General features: G+C 69.6%; 16 protein-coding genes. 6 read left to right on the forward strand and 10 right to left on the reverse strand.

The genetic code is table 11. The features are described 5' to 3' along the window. Positions 1–48 precede the first annotated feature (48 nt). The 3 genes from DMB42_RS37140 to DMB42_RS56125 are packed head-to-tail and all read left to right on the forward strand — an operon-like array spanning position 49 to position 2,506. Positions 49–1,491 (forward strand): serine hydrolase, encoded by a 1,443-nt coding sequence (locus tag DMB42_RS37140; protein ID WP_125642980.1) that lies wholly within the window; start codon positions 49–51, stop codon positions 1,489–1,491. Next, entirely contained in the window at positions 1,488–1,919 is a 432-nt protein-coding gene (locus tag DMB42_RS37145) for a hypothetical protein (RefSeq protein WP_125642982.1), read from the forward strand. The genes DMB42_RS37140 and DMB42_RS37145 overlap by 4 nt, the downstream gene beginning before the upstream one ends. Next, positions 1,916–2,506, forward strand: a complete 591-nt coding sequence (locus DMB42_RS56125) for a TetR/AcrR family transcriptional regulator (RefSeq protein WP_125642985.1) — start codon at positions 1,916–1,918, stop codon at positions 2,504–2,506. Before DMB42_RS37145 ends, DMB42_RS56125 begins: the two co-directional genes overlap by 4 nt. Positions 2,507–2,871: 365 nt before the next feature. Here DMB42_RS56125 and DMB42_RS37155 read toward each other — a convergent pair whose 3' ends face one another. From DMB42_RS37155 to DMB42_RS37175, 6 genes are all read right to left on the reverse strand, one after another. Next, positions 2,872–4,017, reverse strand: coding sequence for an acetyl-CoA C-acetyltransferase (locus DMB42_RS37155; RefSeq protein WP_125642988.1), 1,146 nt, complete (start codon positions 4,015–4,017; stop codon positions 2,872–2,874). Between the two features lie 72 nt (positions 4,018–4,089). Beyond that, positions 4,090–4,740 (reverse strand): hypothetical protein, encoded by a 651-nt coding sequence (locus DMB42_RS37160; protein ID WP_125642991.1) that lies wholly within the window; start codon positions 4,738–4,740, stop codon positions 4,090–4,092. Positions 4,741–4,765: 25 nt separating this feature from the next. Beyond that, positions 4,766–5,506 carry a class F sortase gene (locus DMB42_RS37165; RefSeq protein ID WP_125642994.1) on the reverse strand — a complete coding sequence of 247 codons (741 nt, stop codon included), beginning with the start codon at positions 5,504–5,506 and terminating at the stop codon, positions 4,766–4,768. Between the two features lie 5 nt (positions 5,507–5,511). After that, entirely contained in the window at positions 5,512–6,783 is a 1,272-nt protein-coding gene (locus DMB42_RS53645) for a hypothetical protein (RefSeq protein WP_185845057.1), read from the reverse strand. A 181-nt stretch (positions 6,784–6,964) separates the two neighbouring features. Then, complete coding sequence (locus tag DMB42_RS37170) at positions 6,965–7,744, reverse strand: class F sortase (protein WP_125642997.1); 780 nt, start codon at positions 7,742–7,744, stop codon at positions 6,965–6,967. Beyond that, positions 7,744–9,171, reverse strand: coding sequence for a hypothetical protein (locus tag DMB42_RS37175; protein WP_125643000.1), 1,428 nt, complete (start codon positions 9,169–9,171; stop codon positions 7,744–7,746). Before DMB42_RS37175 ends, DMB42_RS37170 begins: the two co-directional genes overlap by 1 nt. 198 nt (positions 9,172–9,369) lie before the next feature. Here DMB42_RS37175 and DMB42_RS37180 point away from each other — a divergent pair, with 198 nt between their 5' ends. Further along, the gene (locus tag DMB42_RS37180; RefSeq protein ID WP_125643003.1) at positions 9,370–10,515 is read left to right on the forward strand and encodes an acyl-CoA dehydrogenase family protein; all 1,146 of its coding nucleotides are present in this window, start codon (positions 9,370–9,372) and stop codon (positions 10,513–10,515) included. 43 nt (positions 10,516–10,558) lie between these two features. Next, positions 10,559–10,720 carry a hypothetical protein gene (locus DMB42_RS53650; protein WP_185845058.1) on the forward strand — a complete coding sequence of 54 codons (162 nt, stop codon included), beginning with the start codon at positions 10,559–10,561 and terminating at the stop codon, positions 10,718–10,720. A 16-nt stretch (positions 10,721–10,736) separates the two neighbouring features. Here DMB42_RS53650 and DMB42_RS37185 read toward each other — a convergent pair whose 3' ends face one another. Then, complete coding sequence (locus DMB42_RS37185; protein WP_125643006.1) at positions 10,737–11,165, reverse strand: MarR family winged helix-turn-helix transcriptional regulator; 429 nt, start codon at positions 11,163–11,165, stop codon at positions 10,737–10,739. A gap of 20 nt (positions 11,166–11,185) precedes the next feature. On the opposite strand from DMB42_RS37185, the gene DMB42_RS37190 reads away from it, so the two are divergent. Further along, positions 11,186–11,548: a MarR family winged helix-turn-helix transcriptional regulator gene (locus tag DMB42_RS37190; protein ID WP_125643009.1), complete on the forward strand. Its 363-nt coding sequence runs from the start codon at positions 11,186–11,188 to the stop codon at positions 11,546–11,548. On the opposite strand, the gene DMB42_RS37195 is transcribed toward DMB42_RS37190, so the two are convergent. From DMB42_RS37195 to DMB42_RS37205, 3 genes are all read right to left on the reverse strand, one after another. Then, complete coding sequence (locus tag DMB42_RS37195) at positions 11,545–12,345, reverse strand: alpha/beta fold hydrolase (RefSeq protein ID WP_308427354.1); 801 nt, start codon at positions 12,343–12,345, stop codon at positions 11,545–11,547. The genes DMB42_RS37190 and DMB42_RS37195 overlap by 4 nt on opposite strands. Further along, positions 12,342–14,564 (reverse strand): SpoIIE family protein phosphatase, encoded by a 2,223-nt coding sequence (locus DMB42_RS37200; protein ID WP_125643012.1) that lies wholly within the window; start codon positions 14,562–14,564, stop codon positions 12,342–12,344. Before DMB42_RS37200 ends, DMB42_RS37195 begins: the two co-directional genes overlap by 4 nt. A 123-nt stretch (positions 14,565–14,687) precedes the next feature. Beyond that, on the reverse strand, positions 14,688–15,392 hold the full coding sequence (locus tag DMB42_RS37205; RefSeq protein ID WP_125643015.1) for a metal-dependent transcriptional regulator: 705 nt from the start codon (positions 15,390–15,392) through the stop codon (positions 14,688–14,690). Positions 15,393–15,467: the final 75 nt, after the last annotated feature.

Genomic DNA, 15,467 nt, shown 5'->3' on the forward strand with positions numbered 1-15,467 from the left:
ACGGTCGGCAGATCCGGCGGTGGGGCCGGTCTCCGTAGGTTTGCCGTCATGAGCTTGAAGATCGCCCTTGCGGGCCTGGCCACGGCACTGACCCTCACCCCGGCCCCGGCCCTCGCCACGACCCCGACCGGACCGACCCCCGCATCTGTCGACGCCTACCTGCGCGCGGCGCTGGAGGCGACCGGCGTGCCCGGTCTGTCCGTCGTGGTGACCAAGGGCGACAAGGTCGTGCACGCCGCCGGGTACGGCCACGACTCCGAAGGACGCGCGATCACCGCGACCACGCCGATGCGGGTGGCCTCGGTGAGCAAGTCGTTCACCGCGATGGCCGTCATGACCCTGGTCGAGCAGGGCAAGATCGCGCTGGACGAGCCGGTTGCCCGGCAGCTTCCCGGCTTCAGGATGGCCGACCCGCGCCACGCCGCGATCACCGTCCGCCAATTGCTGAACCAGACCTCCGGCCTGGCCGACTCCTCGCTCGACATGGGCGCGGTGCAGTCGGCCACCTCCCTCGCCGACTACACCGCCCGGCTGGCCACCGGCCGGCTGGCCGCCGACCCGGGCACCCGGTACGCGTACTGCAACGTCAACTACAACCTGGCCGCCAGGCTGGTCGAGACCGCGAGCGGCAAGCCCTTCGAGGTCTACATGAAGGAGCGCGTCTTCGGCCCGCTCGGCATGACGACCAGCGCCCTGAGCGCCCAGACCGTCAGGCCCGCGGACGGATACGTCTCGGTCTACGGCATGTGGCTGCCCCGGCCGGAGGCGTCCGGATTCCTGGACAGCAGCGGCTCGGGCGGGGTCATCACCTCGGCCGCCGACCTGGGCAAATGGCTGATCGCCCAGAACGGCGGCGGCCCTACCCTGGTCAAGCCGCGCAGCCTGGAGACCATGCACGCACCGGTCGGCTCCAACGACTACGGCATGGGCTGGGGCCTGGAACGCGAGTCCGGCCTGCTCGTGCACTCGGGCAACCTGTTCACCTACAACGCCGTCGAGGCCCTGTCCCCGAAGACCGGTTACGGCTTCGCCGTCGTCACGAACGGCGCCGCGCTCTACGAGCCCACCTACGACATCATGCGGGGCCTGGTCGCGATGAGCGAAGGCCGGACGCCGGAGGTCCCGGGCGGCGACCGGCAGCTCTACGAGCTGGTGCTGGGCCTGATCGCGCTGGCGGCGGCGGGCCTCGGAGTGATGGGCGTGCTGCGTGCCCGGCGGTGGGCATCCAGGCGTTCGGGACGGCCGTGGTGGCGGATCGCGTTGCGCGTGACGCCGGTGCTGCTGCCCGCCCTGCTGTTCGTGTTCTATCCGAATTGGGTCTCCTTCCTGATGAACGGCCGGGCCGTGACGTGGGACCAGCTCACCTACTTCGCCGCGCCACTGTCGATCACCCTGCTGGTCGCGGCGCTCGCCGGGCTCTTGACTGCAGTCACCCGAATTTGTGTACTGTGTAAGCTTACAAGGTACACAAATTCGAGGAGAGGCGCATGACCACCGTCGCGATCACCGTTCCGCTCGTCTGGCTCGCCTGGCTCGCCGTCGTCGACTGGGTGCCGCTGTTCCCGCTCAACGATCTCCACAGCGGGAACGCCAAGGGCCGCCTCCTGGCCGCCGCGATCAACTACCCGTTCCCGCTGCTGATCGCGGGCGGCGTCGCGGTGCACCGGACGTGGTCGCTCGTGGCCGCGACCGCCCTGTGCGTCCTGGTCGTCGCCGGGCACGTCCGGAGCTGGTGGCTGCCCTACTTCGGTCCCGCCACCCCCGAGCAGCGCGAGCTCTACCTGCGCGAGTACAGCCGTACCTGGAAGGTCCTGCCGACCGCGGGCCACGGCGTGGTCATCGACGTCCAGCACATGGTGGTGGGGGTGCTGTCCCTGCTCATGCTGGCGGCCACGATCGTCGTTACGCTGACCGCATGACTCAGGCACCCAGGCGGGCCGGGCGGCCTCCCGTGCTCACCGTCGAGCGCATCGTGGCCGCGGCCGTCGGCATCCTCGACGCCGAGGGGCCCGACGCGCTGACCATGCGCCGCCTGGGCGCCGACCTCGGGGTCGCGGCCATGTCGCTCTACCGCCACGTGCCCAACCGGGACGCGCTCGTGGCCAAGGTCGTCGACCACCTGTTCGCCGAGGCCATGGCCGGCTACACACCGCAGGCCGACTGGCCGCGCGCGCTGGCCGGGTTCGCCACGGCCTACCGCCGCTTCCTGCTCGCCCACCCGCTCGCCGTCCCGCTGCTGGCCACCCACCCCGTCGACGTACGACTGGGCACCGAACTGCTCACCGGCCTCCTCGCCCGCTTCGAGGCGGCCGGGGTGCCCGCCACAGACACCGTCAACGCGGTGCAGTCCGTGGCCGTCTACGTGCTCGGCCACACCCTGGCCCAGGTCGGCTCCACCGCCGAGACCCACGACCAGGACGCCCTGCGCTTCTACGACCAGTGGTTCGAGGCGGGCCTGGGGGCCATGGTGTCGGGGTTCGAACGGCAGCTCGCGACGGCGGATTAATTCGGTTGCCCAGCATCGAGGGCAGGCCGTAGCTTGATGCACATGCGCCTTTACCTGTGACAGCAGCCACTTCAGCCCATCGTCCGACAGACGCGGCAGCGCTGTGCTCGTCGACGCCCGGCCCTTCGGAAGCCGCGTCCTGAGCTTGTGTAAAGGAGCTTCGCATGCGAGTTCGCTCAGCCAAGAAGACCACGCCCGTACCACCCCGGCAACTGCCCAAGATGCCGCAGCGGCCGGTCGTGTCGCCCCGGCGGATCATCCCGCCCAAGGGCCGCTAGACAACTACCGGGATGGTAGTTAGTGAGCGCCGCCTCCCCTCTTACGCCCGGGAGGCGGCGCTCACCCTTTCCGGCTCCTAGAGGCTCCTAGAGCCGCTCGATGATGGTGACGTTGGCCTGGCCGCCGCCCTCGCACATCGTCTGGAGGCCGTAGCGGCCGCCGGTGCGCTCCAGCTCGTGCAGGAGCTTGGTCATCAGGATCGCTCCCGTGCCGCCCAGCGGGTGGCCGAGCGCGATGGCGCCGCCGTTGGGGTTGACCTTGGCCGGGTCGGCGTCCAGCTCCTTGATCCAGGCCAGCGGCACCGGGGCGAACGCCTCGTTGATCTCCACGACGTCGATCTCGTCGATCGACATCCCGGCCTTCTTCAGCGCCCGCCGCGTCGCCGGGATCGGCGCGGTCAGCATGTAGACCGGGTCGTCGCCCATGAGCGCGAGCTGGTGGATACGGGCCCGCGGGGTCAGCCCGTGGTCGCGTACGGCCTGCTCGGAGGCGATCAGCACGGCGCCGGAGCCGTCGGAGATCTGCGAGGAGGTGGCCGCGGTGATCCGGCCGCCCTCCTTCAGGGTCTTGAGGCCGGCCATCTTCTCCAGCGTCGTGTCGGGGCGCGGGCCCTCGTCGTCCTCGACGCCGTTGACCGGGGCGATCTGGTCCTTGAAGTAGCCGTTGGCGACGGCCTTGGCGGCCCGCTGGTGGGACTCGTAGGCGAACTGCTCCAGCACGTCACGCTGGAGATCCCACTTCTCGCACATCAGCTCCGCGCCGCGGAACTGCGAGATCTCCTGCTTGCCGTAGCGCTCGACCCACATGTCACCGAACGGGAACGGCATGCCCTTCTCCAGCGCGGCGGTGATCGACGCGCCCATCGGGACGATGCTCATCGACTCCACACCCGCGGCCACGACCAGGTCCTGGGTGCCCGACAACACGCCCTGGGCGGCGAAGTGGATGGACTGCTGGGACGAGCCGCACTGCCGGTCGATCGTGACACCGGCCGTCGTCTCGGGCAGGCCCGCCGACAGCCAGGCGTTCCGCGCGATGTCCATGCTCTGGGGGCCGAACTGCATGACGCAGCCCATGATGACGTCCTCGACCGCCACCGGGTCGACGCCGGTACGGCCGATGAGCGCCTTCAGCGTGTGGGCGGCCAGGTCGGTGGGATGGACGGTGGAAAGCCCGCCCTTCTTCTTGCCGACCGGGGTACGGACCGCTCCGACGATGTACGCCTCTGCCACAGTGCCTCCTGGAAACCGAGCATTATTCGGTTATTGGGAAGAGACTACAACAGAATGACGTTCTGCGGCTCGTCACTCGGGCGGCAGAAGCTCCTGCGCGGCGTCCACCCCGAACCGCCACCGGTCCACGACCAGGCCGTTCAGCGATTCTGCCAGCTCCAGCGCCAGCGTTCCCAGCTTGACGGGCTCGTCCCCGCGCAGTTCGATCGCGGTCAGCTCGGTGGCGAACGGCAGCAGCTCCCGCACCGCCGGCGGCTGCCCCTTCTGCGGGACCAGCGCGGCCCGGATGTCGCCCGACGTGTACGTGAACTCGTCCTCCCCCGGCTCCAGCAGGGGCGCCAGGTCCTCGGCGGACGGGCGTACCGGGAGGATGACGGCGGGACCGCCCTCCTCGTCGTCGGCGGGATCGCTCACCTCGCCCCGGCACACCGCGAGCCCCTTGAGCCGGAAGGCCAGCCCCTCGGCCAGGTAGCGGTCGAAGAAGTCGAACGGCAGCGGGCCCTCGGCGGTGACCCGGCAGGCCCACGCCTTCTCCAGCACCCCGCCGGTCAGCTCGGCCTCGGCCTCGACCGGCGCGTACACCCGCACGTCGGTCGCCACGATGTCGTCGCCCTCCCGCCGGGCGTCGGGATCGGCCAGCCGGACGATCCGCAACAGCTCGGCGGCCTCCGGTTTGGCGGGCAATGCCGCCGTCGGGCCAGTACGCAGTCTCCGCTTCGCCATCCAGCCCATGCCCGCCTCCGGAAAATCAGCTTCGATAGGAGCTCGTCATCGTCGCGTAGACGATGATGTTGTCGTTGTAGTGCCCGATGGTGCGGTCATAGGTCCCACCGCAGGTGATGAGGTGGAGCTGGGCGTTCTCCCGGCTTCCGTAGACGCGCTCGGTCGGGAACGTCTTTTTGCTGGCCTGCTCCACGCCGCCGACCGTGAACACGGCGGTCGTCTTGTCCTGGCGCCTGACCTCGATGGTGTCGCCGTTCTTGAGCTCGCCGAGGCGGCTGAACACGGCGCTGCGCGTCCGGGTGTCCTTGTGCCCGAGCAGCACCGCGGGGCCCGCCTCGCCCGGGGTGGACATGTTGCGGTACCACCCGGCCAGGTTGGGATTGTCGGACGGCGGCACCTCGATCGTCCCGTCCTTGGCCAGTCCCACGGACTTGATCGGCGCGTTGATCCCGAGCCGCTTGACCAGGATCCGCACAGGCGTCGAAGGCAACATCGCCGGCGCCGGCGTGATCTGCGGCAGCGGCGGCGGCTGGTCGGGCGGGGCCTGGAACAACGCCTGCTGCGGCTGCCCCGACGCCTGCGTCTGGACCGCCACGGGCAGGGCGTCCCTGTCCATGCCGTACTCCTCGGGCGACTGGAGCACGATCAGCATGCCTGCCACGACCGTCACGACCCCGGCGATGGCCGCGCCGATCAGGACGGTCCTGAGCGCGGTGCTCCCCTTGTCCGCCGGTGGCGGCCCGCCGTAGGGATACTGCCCGGCCACGCCGCTCAGCCCTTGGTCGCGGTACGCCGGCGCAGCACCAGCCCACCCGCCGCGGCGGCCGCGATCAGGGCCGTACCGGTGAGGATGAACAGCCGCCCGTCGGGCCCCGCGTCACCTCCCAGACCGGTGTCAGCGCCCGCCTTGGGAGTCTTGGACTTGTTGGGCGGGGTGACGGTCACGGTGGCGGTGCTGGTCTTGGTCGGCTTGGGGGTGGGCGTGGGAGTGGGGGTCGGCGTCGGCGTCGGCGTGGGCGACGGGCTCGTCCCCGTACCGGCCGCCACGGTGAAGCTGAAGGTCTTGAGCCCGGTCGTAGGCGCCTCGCACTTGATCGCAGGGGCACTCGAGGAGGTGCCTAGAGCCAGATCCCCCGCCGTCAGTTGCACATTGCCCGCGACCGTGGGCTTGATCTTGATGGTGACGCTGGGAAGCGTCGTGATGTCCTGACCGGCTACGGCGCCGGTGAGGGCCATCTCGCCGGTGGCAGTGGCGGGCGTGCCTCCGCCGGTCGCCTTGATGGTGACGAAGAGCTTGCTGCTCACGGGGAACCCAGTGGGCGCGGTGAGCGGGTCGTTCGTATTCTCGATGATGCCTGTCCAGGTGATGGAGGCATCCTCATTGGCCTTGGCATTGGTGGGCGTCGTCATCGCGACTTTGATGTCGACAGTGGCGGGGTACAGGGAGTCTGTCCCGCTGGGCAGCTTGCAGTTGTAGGAGACCACGTCGGTCCCGGTACCACCGCCTCCGCCGGTCTGGACCGGGATCGAGATGCTGGCGGGGGCGGTCGACCCGTAGGTGCAGGTCGTCGTGTCCTGCCCGATCTTGATGCTCAGCAGCGGCGTCGTCCCGGTCGCCGTCGCGAGCGGCGTCAGGACGAGGTTGCCGCCCGTCGTCGCGGTGACGCTGACGGACGCCGACATCTTCGGAGGCGTGTACGTCGTGTTGGCCGAGACCACCGTGGTGGTTCCCGTGCCGGTGCCCTTGAGCGGGGTGGGCGTCCCCCCGGTCACCGTGAGGTCGCCGCCGCTGGTGGTGACGGTCTCACCGGCGGTCAGAGCCCTGTTCACCTGGATCGCCGGGAACGTCCACTCGATCGTCGTCGACTTGGCCGGTTCCACCGACGCCGGAGGCGTGATCGTCACGATCACCGGGCCGTTCTGCAGAGCGCCGCCCGTGCAGTTGTAGGTGATCTTGAGGGGATCCACCATCGCCGCATGCGCGGGCGCGGCCAGACCGACCATCGAGCCGGCGAAGACGGCGAGCGTGCCTGTCAATCCCAAGGCGGATGTCTTCTGGGCGAGGCGGCGCCACGCCTGGGACGTAAGCACGGGTCCATCTCCGTTTCAGCGCAGTGTCAACAGTCGTGCCAGAATTCCAGCCAATGGTCACGGTTCGGTGTAGATCCTACGAACTGTCCCTGTCAACTTCCCGTAAAACGCAAAATCCGCCTCAGAAACCCCATCAGCCCTTCTTCTTCGACAACGTCGCGTACACCACGATGTTGTCGGTGTAACTGTGCGCCTCCTTGTTGAAGACGCCGCCACACGTGATGAGCCTGAGCTGGGAGTCCTTGGTGTTGCCGTACACCCGGGACGTCGGGAACGACGACTTGCTGACCTGCTCGATCCCGCTCACCGTGAACCGGGTGACCTTCCCGTCCGACCGGTAGACGTAGATCTGGTCGCCCTTCGCCAGCTCGCGCAGGCGGTCGAAGACGGCCGGGCCCTTGCGGGTGCTCACGTGGCCGTTGATGACCGCGGGCCCGAGCTCGCCCGGCACCGGCGAGAAGCGGTACCAGCCGGTCTGGTTCGGCCGGGTGAGCGGCGGGGTGCCCAGGTTGCCCTTGATGTCCACGGTGACCGCGCCGATGGGGGCGTTCACCTTGATCTTGGGGATCTTGATCCGGCTCGGCTTGGCCTTGGCCTTGGCGGCCTTGGTCTTGGCCTTGGGGATCGGCGGCACGGGCGGCGCGGCGGCCAGCGGCGCGGGCGCGTCCGGCCGGGCCGGGGTCAGCGTCGCGCCCTTGCCGCCCGGCCCGACGGTCGCGGGCAGCACGAACGCGCCGGCGTTCTCGATCTGCACGGTCGTCGGCTGGTCGGCGGCGGCCAGCGTGCCGGAGCCGTCGTCCACCTTGGGGGCCACGGAGAGCAGGCCCACCATGATCGCGCCGACGCCGGCCAGCGAGCCGGCGATCAGCAACCCGGGCGTCGCCCGCTGCATCGGAGTCTTCTGCTCGGCCATCACTTCGTTCCTCCCGCGTGCGCGGCCCTGCGCCGGCGCAGAGCGAGCCCGCCGCCCGCACTGCCCATGAGCAGCATCACCCCACTGGCCATCAGCCCGTACGGCCGGTCCGGCGCATCGGGCGCCTCACCGGTGTCTACCCCGCCCTTGGGCACCTTGGCCACCTGCGCCCTGGCGTACGTGGTCGCCGTCGGGCCGGTCGCGGTGGGCGTGCTCGTGCTGGTGCTCGTCCCGGTGACCGCCGGCACGACGATCACGTGCCCGAGCCCGCTGGACGGGGTGGGGCGGTTGTGGTTCCGCGTGGGGGTGCTGGTCGCCGTGGACGTGCCCGTGTTGGTGGGGGTGTTCGTCGGCGTGTTGGTCGGGGTGTTCGTCGGCGTATTGGTAGGCGTGTTGGTCGGGGTGTTCGTCGGTCCCGACTTGTCCCGTACGGTCACCGTCACCGAGACCGGCCCGCCGACCAGCTTGCACTTCGCGCCGTGGTACCCGGTCGGGATCTTGGAGGTGTTCGTGGACACCTTGAACGCGTCCAGCCAGGCCGGCTTGGACGTGGCGTTCACGATCCTGATCGTGTGCTTGCCGTACTTGAGCTCCGGCGACTTCCAGAGCGTGTAGCCGCCGTCGAGGTCGTCGTTGACGGGCAGGTCGTCGTCGGAGCGCGAGGGGTCCACCGTGGCCCGCTTGGTGCCGTCGATGTAGACGTCGACGGGACCGGCGTCCTTGTCGTGCGGCCCGATGTACTCCACGCCCGTGCCCGTGAAGCTCAGCTCGGCCCAGGCGCCGAGGTCGTTGGTCTCGTGCAGGTCGTTGTGCACGTGGTTCTCGGAGCTGGGACGGTCGTCGATCGAGGTCCAGCCCGGACCGTAGTTGATCTTCATGTCGGTCGGGTTGTCGGTCTCGTTGCCGTCGTTGGCCACGACCGTGCCGTCCGGCGGGGTGAAGTCGAGGTCGATGTCCTTCGGCCTGACCGTGATGGTCCCGACCTTGTCGATCAGGCCGGGGTCGTTCAGCGACTCGGGCAGCGACAGGTAGTCGTCCGGGCGCAGCTTGCCCGCCTGCTCGACGGAGCCCTTCGGCTGCAGGATGCCCTGCCAGCTGCTGGTCAGCTCGACGTTGCCGGTGGCGTGCACGTTGGCGCCCGGGGCGAAGTAGCCGGGCGACTGGAGCCGTCCGTCGTCGGCGTAGTCCAGCTTCCAGGTGAAGTTGAGCGGGTCGCCGACCACCAGGTCGGTGGCGAAGGTGAGATGGGTGCTCAGGCGTACCGGCCCGTGCCTGACGATGCTGTCCGTCCCGGACGGTACGCATTCGTACTGCACGTCCAGGTCGGCCGGCGCCGCCGAGGCCGGGACAGCAGGCAATGCCACCACCCCGATGGCCGCCACCGATGCGATCGACGCGGCGAGCAAGGACTTGCGCCACCGACTCACGGGACACTCCGATCATCACAAATAGACCGAGGGTAGATCTTAGAGTCGAAAACACCCGCAACGCAGGCGGAAACCCTCAACTTCCAGCACTTGTGATGAAGCCGTGTCCCCCGCCGCCTCCTCCACCGGGAATGCGGGTATACCTCCGGGTAACAGAATCGTATTCTGTCGTGCACGACACCTGCTTGGAGGCGAACGATGCAGCGAGACCTCTTCGACGAGGAGCACCTGCTCTTCCGGGAAACCGTGCGCGAGTTCATGGCCCGCGAGGTCGTGCCGCATCACGGCCAGTGGGAGAAGGACGGCATCGTCCCCCGCGAGGTCTGGAAGAAGGCCGGCGAGCTCGGCATGTTCGGCTTCGGCGTCCCCGAGGAGTACGGCGGCGCCGGCATCACCGACTTCCGCTACAACGCGGTGATCGTCGAGGAGATCACCAGGAGCGGCGCCTCCGGCCTGGGATTCTCCCTGCACAACGACGTCATGGCCCCGTACGTCGTGGAGCTCACCGACGAGGAGCAGAAGCAGCGCTGGCTGCCCGGCTTCGCGAGCGGCGAGATCATCACCGCCATCGCGATGACCGAGCCCGGCGCCGGCAGCGACCTCCAGGGCGTCCGGACCACCGCCGTACGCGAGGGCGACCACTACGTCGTCAACGGCCAGAAGACGTTCATCACCAACGGCATCAACGCCGATCTCGTGGTCGTGGTGGCCAAGACCGACCCCGACGCGGGCGCCAGAGGCACGACGCTCATCGTGGTCGAACGCGGCATGGAAGGCTTCAACCGCGGCCGGAACCTGGACAAGGTCGGCATGAAGGCCCAGGACACGGCCGAGCTGTTCTTCGAGAACGTCCGCGTGCCCGCGGCCAACCGCCTCGGCCCGAACGAGGGCGAGGGCTTCTACCAGCTCATGAACAACCTGCCCCAGGAACGCCTGTCGATCGCCGTGGCGGCCGTGGCCGCGGCGGAGACGGTGCTGGAGCAGACCATCGAGTACTGCAGGACCCGCCAGGCGTTCGGCCGCAACCTCGGTTCGTTCCAGAACACCCGGTTCGTCCTGGCGGAGCTGGCCACCGAGACCGAGATCGCCCGCCACTACGTGGACAAGTGCATCCTGGCACTCAACGCGCGGCAGCTCACCGTCGTGGACGCGGCCAAGGCCAAATGGTGGACCACCGAGCTGCAGAACAAGGTCATCGACCGCTGCCTCCAGCTCCACGGCGGCTACGGCTACATGATGGAGTACCCGGTCGCGAAGGCGTGGCTGGACGGCCGCGTACAGACGATCTACGGCGGCACCACCGAGATCATGAAGGAGATCATCGGCCGGTCCTTCGATTTCTGACGCGAGCCGCGCGCCCGGCCGGGCCGCGCCGCATACTGTCAGCATGGACGGCGGCCTGATCCTGCTCGTTTTCCTGGCGTTGTTGTTCGCCTGGTTGCTCAATCGCGTGCGCAGGGCGTTCCGGCTCGGCCCGGTCGGCTACGCGGGCGTGATGATCGTGTTCGTCATCGCCATGCTGCTCGTCTGGGGTCAGACGATGCGCTGACGCCCCAGCCACCGGCTCATCCCGGCATCTCCTGCACGAACCTGGTCAGCAGCCGCGCGAACTCGGCCCGCTCGGCCGCCGACCAGCCGGCCGTCGCTGTCGCGAAGGCCGCCTGCCTGGCCTGCCGGGCCTGCGCGAGCGCCGCGACGCCGTCTTCGGTCAGCACCAGCCACGCCCGCCGGCCGTCGGCCTGGTCGGCCTCGCGTCGCACCAGGCCCGCCGTCACTGCGGCCGCCACGAGCCGGCTGGCCCGCGGCTGGTCGACGCTCAACGCCTCGGCCACCGCCGACACGGTGACCTGCCCGCCGGCGCCCTCGATCACGTCGAGCACCTCGTACTCGGGGCCCGTCGCGCCCTGCTGCCGGGCCAGCGCCCGCCTGCTCTGCCTGCGCCTGATGGCGACCATCGCCCGCTCGATCGCGGCAATTTCCTTGTCTTCATACATATAGTTGTTATTATACATGCATGGACGGACCTATCGGATATTGGGTGAAGCATCTCGACAACCTGCTGGAGGACGCCATGGGCCAGGCCCTGGCCGCGTACGGCACCTCGCGGCGGGACTGGCAGTTGCTGAACGCCGCGGCCCACGACGGGAACGCCGCCATGCTTGCGCCCTTCGACGGCGTGGAGGAGGCCGTACGGAGCCTGACGTCGAAGGGGTGGCTCGCGGACGGGCGGCTGACCGACGAGGGCCGGGCCGCCCACGCCGCCGTCTCCGAGCACGTCATGCGCTTCAGACGGCGGATCACCGAGGGCGTGAGCCCGCACGAGTACCTGGCCACCGTCGACGTGCTGCGCCGCATGGCGGCCAACGCCGAACGCTAGGCCCGCCGGCTCGCCTCCAGGACGACCCGGGCCACCAGCTCGGGATCGTCGCTCATCGGCACGTGCCCGCACCCCTTGAGCAGTTTGACCCGCTGACCCGACCACCGCGCCGCGCGTACGGCCTGGCGGACCGGCAGCAGCCGGTCGCGCTCGCCCCACGCGATCGTGATCGGCGCCTTCGGCGGCGCGGGCGGCATCAGCCCGCCGAACGACTCCAGCGTCTCGTCGAAGCCGGCCGCCCCCGCCAGCGCCTGGGTGGCCGCGACGAGCCCCGCGGGGTCGAGCCGCCCCGGACGGGCGACCAGGATCCCGCTGGACACCGCGCGCATGAACGGGCTCTCGGCCGCCCAGGCCGCCTGCTCGGGCGACATCGCCCGCGCCGAGCCCCGCAGCGCCTTCAGCATCGACTGGCAGTAGAGCAGCTCGGAACGCGACCAGAAGCCGGCCGGCGACAACGCGGTGGCCGTACGGACCATGCCGCGCGAGGCGAGTTCGAGCGCGATGTAGCCGCCGAGCGAGTTGCCCGCGACGTGCGGCTCGCGGATGCCCAGCAGCGCGCAGAACGACTCGACCGCGTCCGCCAGCGACTCGGCCGTGTACGGGATGCCTGCGGGCAGCCTCGGCGACACGCCGAACCCGGGCAGGTCAACCGCGATCACCGTGTGCTCGGCGGCCAGGCGGTCCATCACCGGCAACCATGCCTGCCAGTGGTGTCCGATGCCGTGGATGAGGATCAGCGGCTCGCCGGTGCCCCGGCGTTCGAAGGCCAGCTCCATGCGGCCCAGTGAACCACTCACCTGCTCCGGGTGGGAATCTCGAACCAGACCGCTTTGCCTTCCCTGGTGGGACGCGATCCCCAGCGCTTGGCGAGCTGGTCGACCAGGTAGAGGCCGCGCCCGCCCTCGTCGTTCTCCCCCGCGCTGCGGATGCGGGGCAGGCGCAGGTCCTGGTCGAACACCTCGACCCAGACCGACTCCTCGCCCCGGCGCAGCCTCAGCGTGAACTCCTTGTCGCCGACCGGCTCCTCCTCGAAGCCCGGCATGTCCCAGGAGTCCTCGAACGGCAGCGGCGGCCCCTCGACGACCAGCTCCCTGCGCGGGGAGTTGGCGGTGGAGGCGTGGAGCACCACGTTGGTGACGACCTCGGAGACGAGCAGACAGGCCAGCTCGGCCCGCTCCTCAGGGACGTTCCAGCCGGAGAACGCCTCGGAGGCCATGCGGCGCGCCTCCCCCACCATGATCGGCTGGGCCGGGAAGGTGCGCTCCTCGACGTCGAGGTCGACGTCGCTGGAGCGGACGACCAGGATCGCCATGTCGTCGTCGATCTCGCCGGGCACCGCCACCGTGGCGGCGTCGGCTATGCGCTCGACGTCGGCGTCGGCCATCTTGGCGAGCTTCTCGCACAACACGCCGAGCGTCTCCTCCTCGCTCGGCATCCGCCCGTCGCGGCCCGGACGGCGGTCGACCAGGCCGTCGGTGTAGAGCAGCAGCGCCGCGCCCGGCGGGAGCGTGCGGGTCTCCTCCTTGTAGACCAGGTCGGCGTGCAGGCCCTTGGCCCGTACGCCGAGCGGCTGGCCGACCTCCTCGATGTCCATCTCCAGGCACTGGCCGTCGACCACCAGCAGCGGCGGCGCGTGCCCGGCGTTGGCGAAGGAGAGCTGGCGGGACCAGGCGTCGTAGACGAGGTACTGGCAGGTGACGATGGGCGGGATGCTGACGTCGGCGCCGTTGTCGTCCTGCTCGGGGGTGGCGATGATCCTGGTCCACTCGTCGAGCCTGGCCAGGATGTCGGCGGGCGACTTGTCGTCCTGCGCGAACGCGCGCAGCGCGGCCCTGAGCTGGCCCATGATGGCCGCGGCCTTGGCACCCCTGCCCTCGACGTCGCCGATCACGATGCCGACCCGGCCGGCCGACAGCGGGATCACGTCGTACCAGTCGCCGCCCACCTGGGTCTGGATGCCCTGGCCGTGGGAGGCGAGCGGGGCCGCCGGGTAGTAGCGCACCGCGATGTCGAGGCCGTCGAGCTGGGGCAGCGCCCTCGGCAGCAGGTGCTTCTGGAACGACTCGGCCGTGTGACGCTCCTCCTCGAACAGCAGCGCGTTGTCGATCGCGAGGGCCACGCGGGTGGCGATGGCGCCCACGAAGTCGCGGTCGAAGGCGTCGTAGTGGGGGCTGCGCCGGTCGGTCAGGTTGGACAGGCCGAGGTACATTAGGCCCAGCGTCTCGCCGCGTACCAGCAGGGGGGCGACGATGGCCGAGGTCATGCCGATCTCGCTGGCCAGGCGGGCGCTGCCCTCGTGGGGCATCGGGTAGCTGGTGGTGGAGAAGTCCTCGACGAGGATGGTCTCCTGGCGGCGCAGCGCGGTGTCGGCGTAGTGGCCGGAGGGGTAGCGGATCTCCGCGCCCACCGGCTTCCACGTGCCCGCCGGCGGGGTCCACCCCTGTACGTGCTCCGAGACCCGGCGGACCAGCCGGTCGCCCTCCATGAGCTCGATGAAGCAGTGGTCGGCGAACTGCGGCACGAGCATCTCGGCCACCCGCTTGAGCGTCTCCTCGACGTAGAGGGAGCCGGCCAGCCGCTCGCCGATGCGTTCGAGCAGGCCGAAGCGGTCCTTCTCGCGCTCGTTGCTGCGCAGGGCCTCGCGGGCCAGGATGACGATGCCGGTGACCGAGCCCGACGGGTGTCGCAGCGGCACGGCCTGGGCGCGGACGTAGACGATCGTGCCGTCGCCGCGCCTGACGTCGAACGTGCCCTCCCACACGCCGCCCTTGAGCACGTGTTTGGCCAGCTCGACCGCCTGCGGGTGATCCTTGTCCATGATCCCGAGGGACAGGACGGACGCCTCACGCGCCGGCGACTTGCCGGGACGGCCGAACAGCTGCTCGGCGAAGGGATTCCAGTAGAGGAGATTGCTGAAGCGGTCTGTCACGACCACTGCCATTTCGGCATGGTCCAAAACGGACCCGGCACCAAGGTGATCAGCCGTTTCTTGTGACAGATCCCCCCATCGCTTCATCCGGAGACCACTCCTTGGGGTGGCTTGTGCGCACAGCAGACCACGGGCGCTCCTGCAACAGTCTTGGCCAGGGGAGAGTGGAGGGCCTCCCAAGAGGGATTCAACCAAGTAGCTGCGCGCGCGTCAGCGCTTGGAGACAAATACGTGCGCGGCAACGTCACGCGGAAGCTCCGCGGGAGTGTCGTTCGCGTCACCGTCACCTGTCACCCGCACACCGTCGTCGCTCGCCGCGAGCGTCACCTCGCGTCCGGGTTGTATCCCAACTTGCTTGAGTTTAAGCATCACAGCAGGATCGCTTTGCACTTGTTCGCTGATCCGGCGCACGACGACCGGAATGTCCCGCGGCCCGGCGGCCTCCGACATCGAGGTCAGGACGTTGGACGCGCCCTCGGCCGCCTCCTGCGCCCCCAGCTCGGCCAGCCCGGGGATGGGGTTGCCGTGGGGGCAGACCGTGGGGTTGTCGAGCAGCGTCACCAGGCGCGACTCCACCGACTCGGACATGACGTGCTCCCACCGGCACGCCTCGATGTGCACCTCTTCCCAGGGAAGGCCGATGACCTGGGTGAGCAGGCATTCGGCCAGGCGGTGCTTGCGCATCACGCGCGTTGCCAGCGTACGGCCCAGGTCGGTCATCGACAGATGCCGGTCGCCCTCGACGCGGACGAGGCCGTCGCGTTCCATGCGGGCGACGGTCTGGCTCACGGTGGGGCCGCTCTGCTGGAGGCGCTCCGCGATGCGGGCGCGAAGGGGGACGATGCCCTCCTCTTCGAGCTCGTAAATCGTGCGGAGATACATCTCCGTCGTGTCGATCAGGCCGTGTGCGGTCAAGGCTCCTCCCAACTGAAATGCTACGCCGGTCGCGGCGGGGACTGTGCCCGTGTGCTCCGGGCACAGAAGTCACAG

The organism is Nonomuraea sp. WAC 01424, from assembly GCF_003947315.1.
Lineage (GTDB): Bacteria > Actinomycetota > Actinomycetes > Streptosporangiales > Streptosporangiaceae > Nonomuraea > Nonomuraea spiralis.

Bases quoted from the DNA above. Each gene is read 5' to 3' on its own strand.
- DMB42_RS37140 (WP_125642980.1), top strand. From the start codon at position 49: ATGAGCTTGAAGATCGCCCTTGCGGGCCTGGCCACGGCACTGACCCTC.
- DMB42_RS37145 (WP_125642982.1), top strand. From the start codon at position 1,488: ATGACCACCGTCGCGATCACCGTTCCGCTCGTCTGGCTCGCCTGGCTC.
- DMB42_RS56125 (WP_125642985.1), top strand. From the start codon at position 1,916: ATGACTCAGGCACCCAGGCGGGCCGGGCGGCCTCCCGTGCTCACCGTC.
- DMB42_RS37160 (WP_125642991.1), bottom strand. From the start codon at position 4,740: ATGGCGAAGCGGAGACTGCGTACTGGCCCGACGGCGGCATTGCCCGCC.
- DMB42_RS37170 (WP_125642997.1), bottom strand. From the start codon at position 7,744: ATGGCCGAGCAGAAGACTCCGATGCAGCGGGCGACGCCCGGGTTGCTG.
- DMB42_RS37180 (WP_125643003.1), top strand. From the start codon at position 9,370: ATGCAGCGAGACCTCTTCGACGAGGAGCACCTGCTCTTCCGGGAAACC.
- DMB42_RS53650 (WP_185845058.1), top strand. From the start codon at position 10,559: ATGGACGGCGGCCTGATCCTGCTCGTTTTCCTGGCGTTGTTGTTCGCC.
- DMB42_RS37185 (WP_125643006.1), bottom strand. From the start codon at position 11,165: ATGTATGAAGACAAGGAAATTGCCGCGATCGAGCGGGCGATGGTCGCC.
- DMB42_RS37190 (WP_125643009.1), top strand. From the start codon at position 11,186: ATGGACGGACCTATCGGATATTGGGTGAAGCATCTCGACAACCTGCTG.
- DMB42_RS37200 (WP_125643012.1), bottom strand. From the start codon at position 14,564: ATGAAGCGATGGGGGGATCTGTCACAAGAAACGGCTGATCACCTTGGT.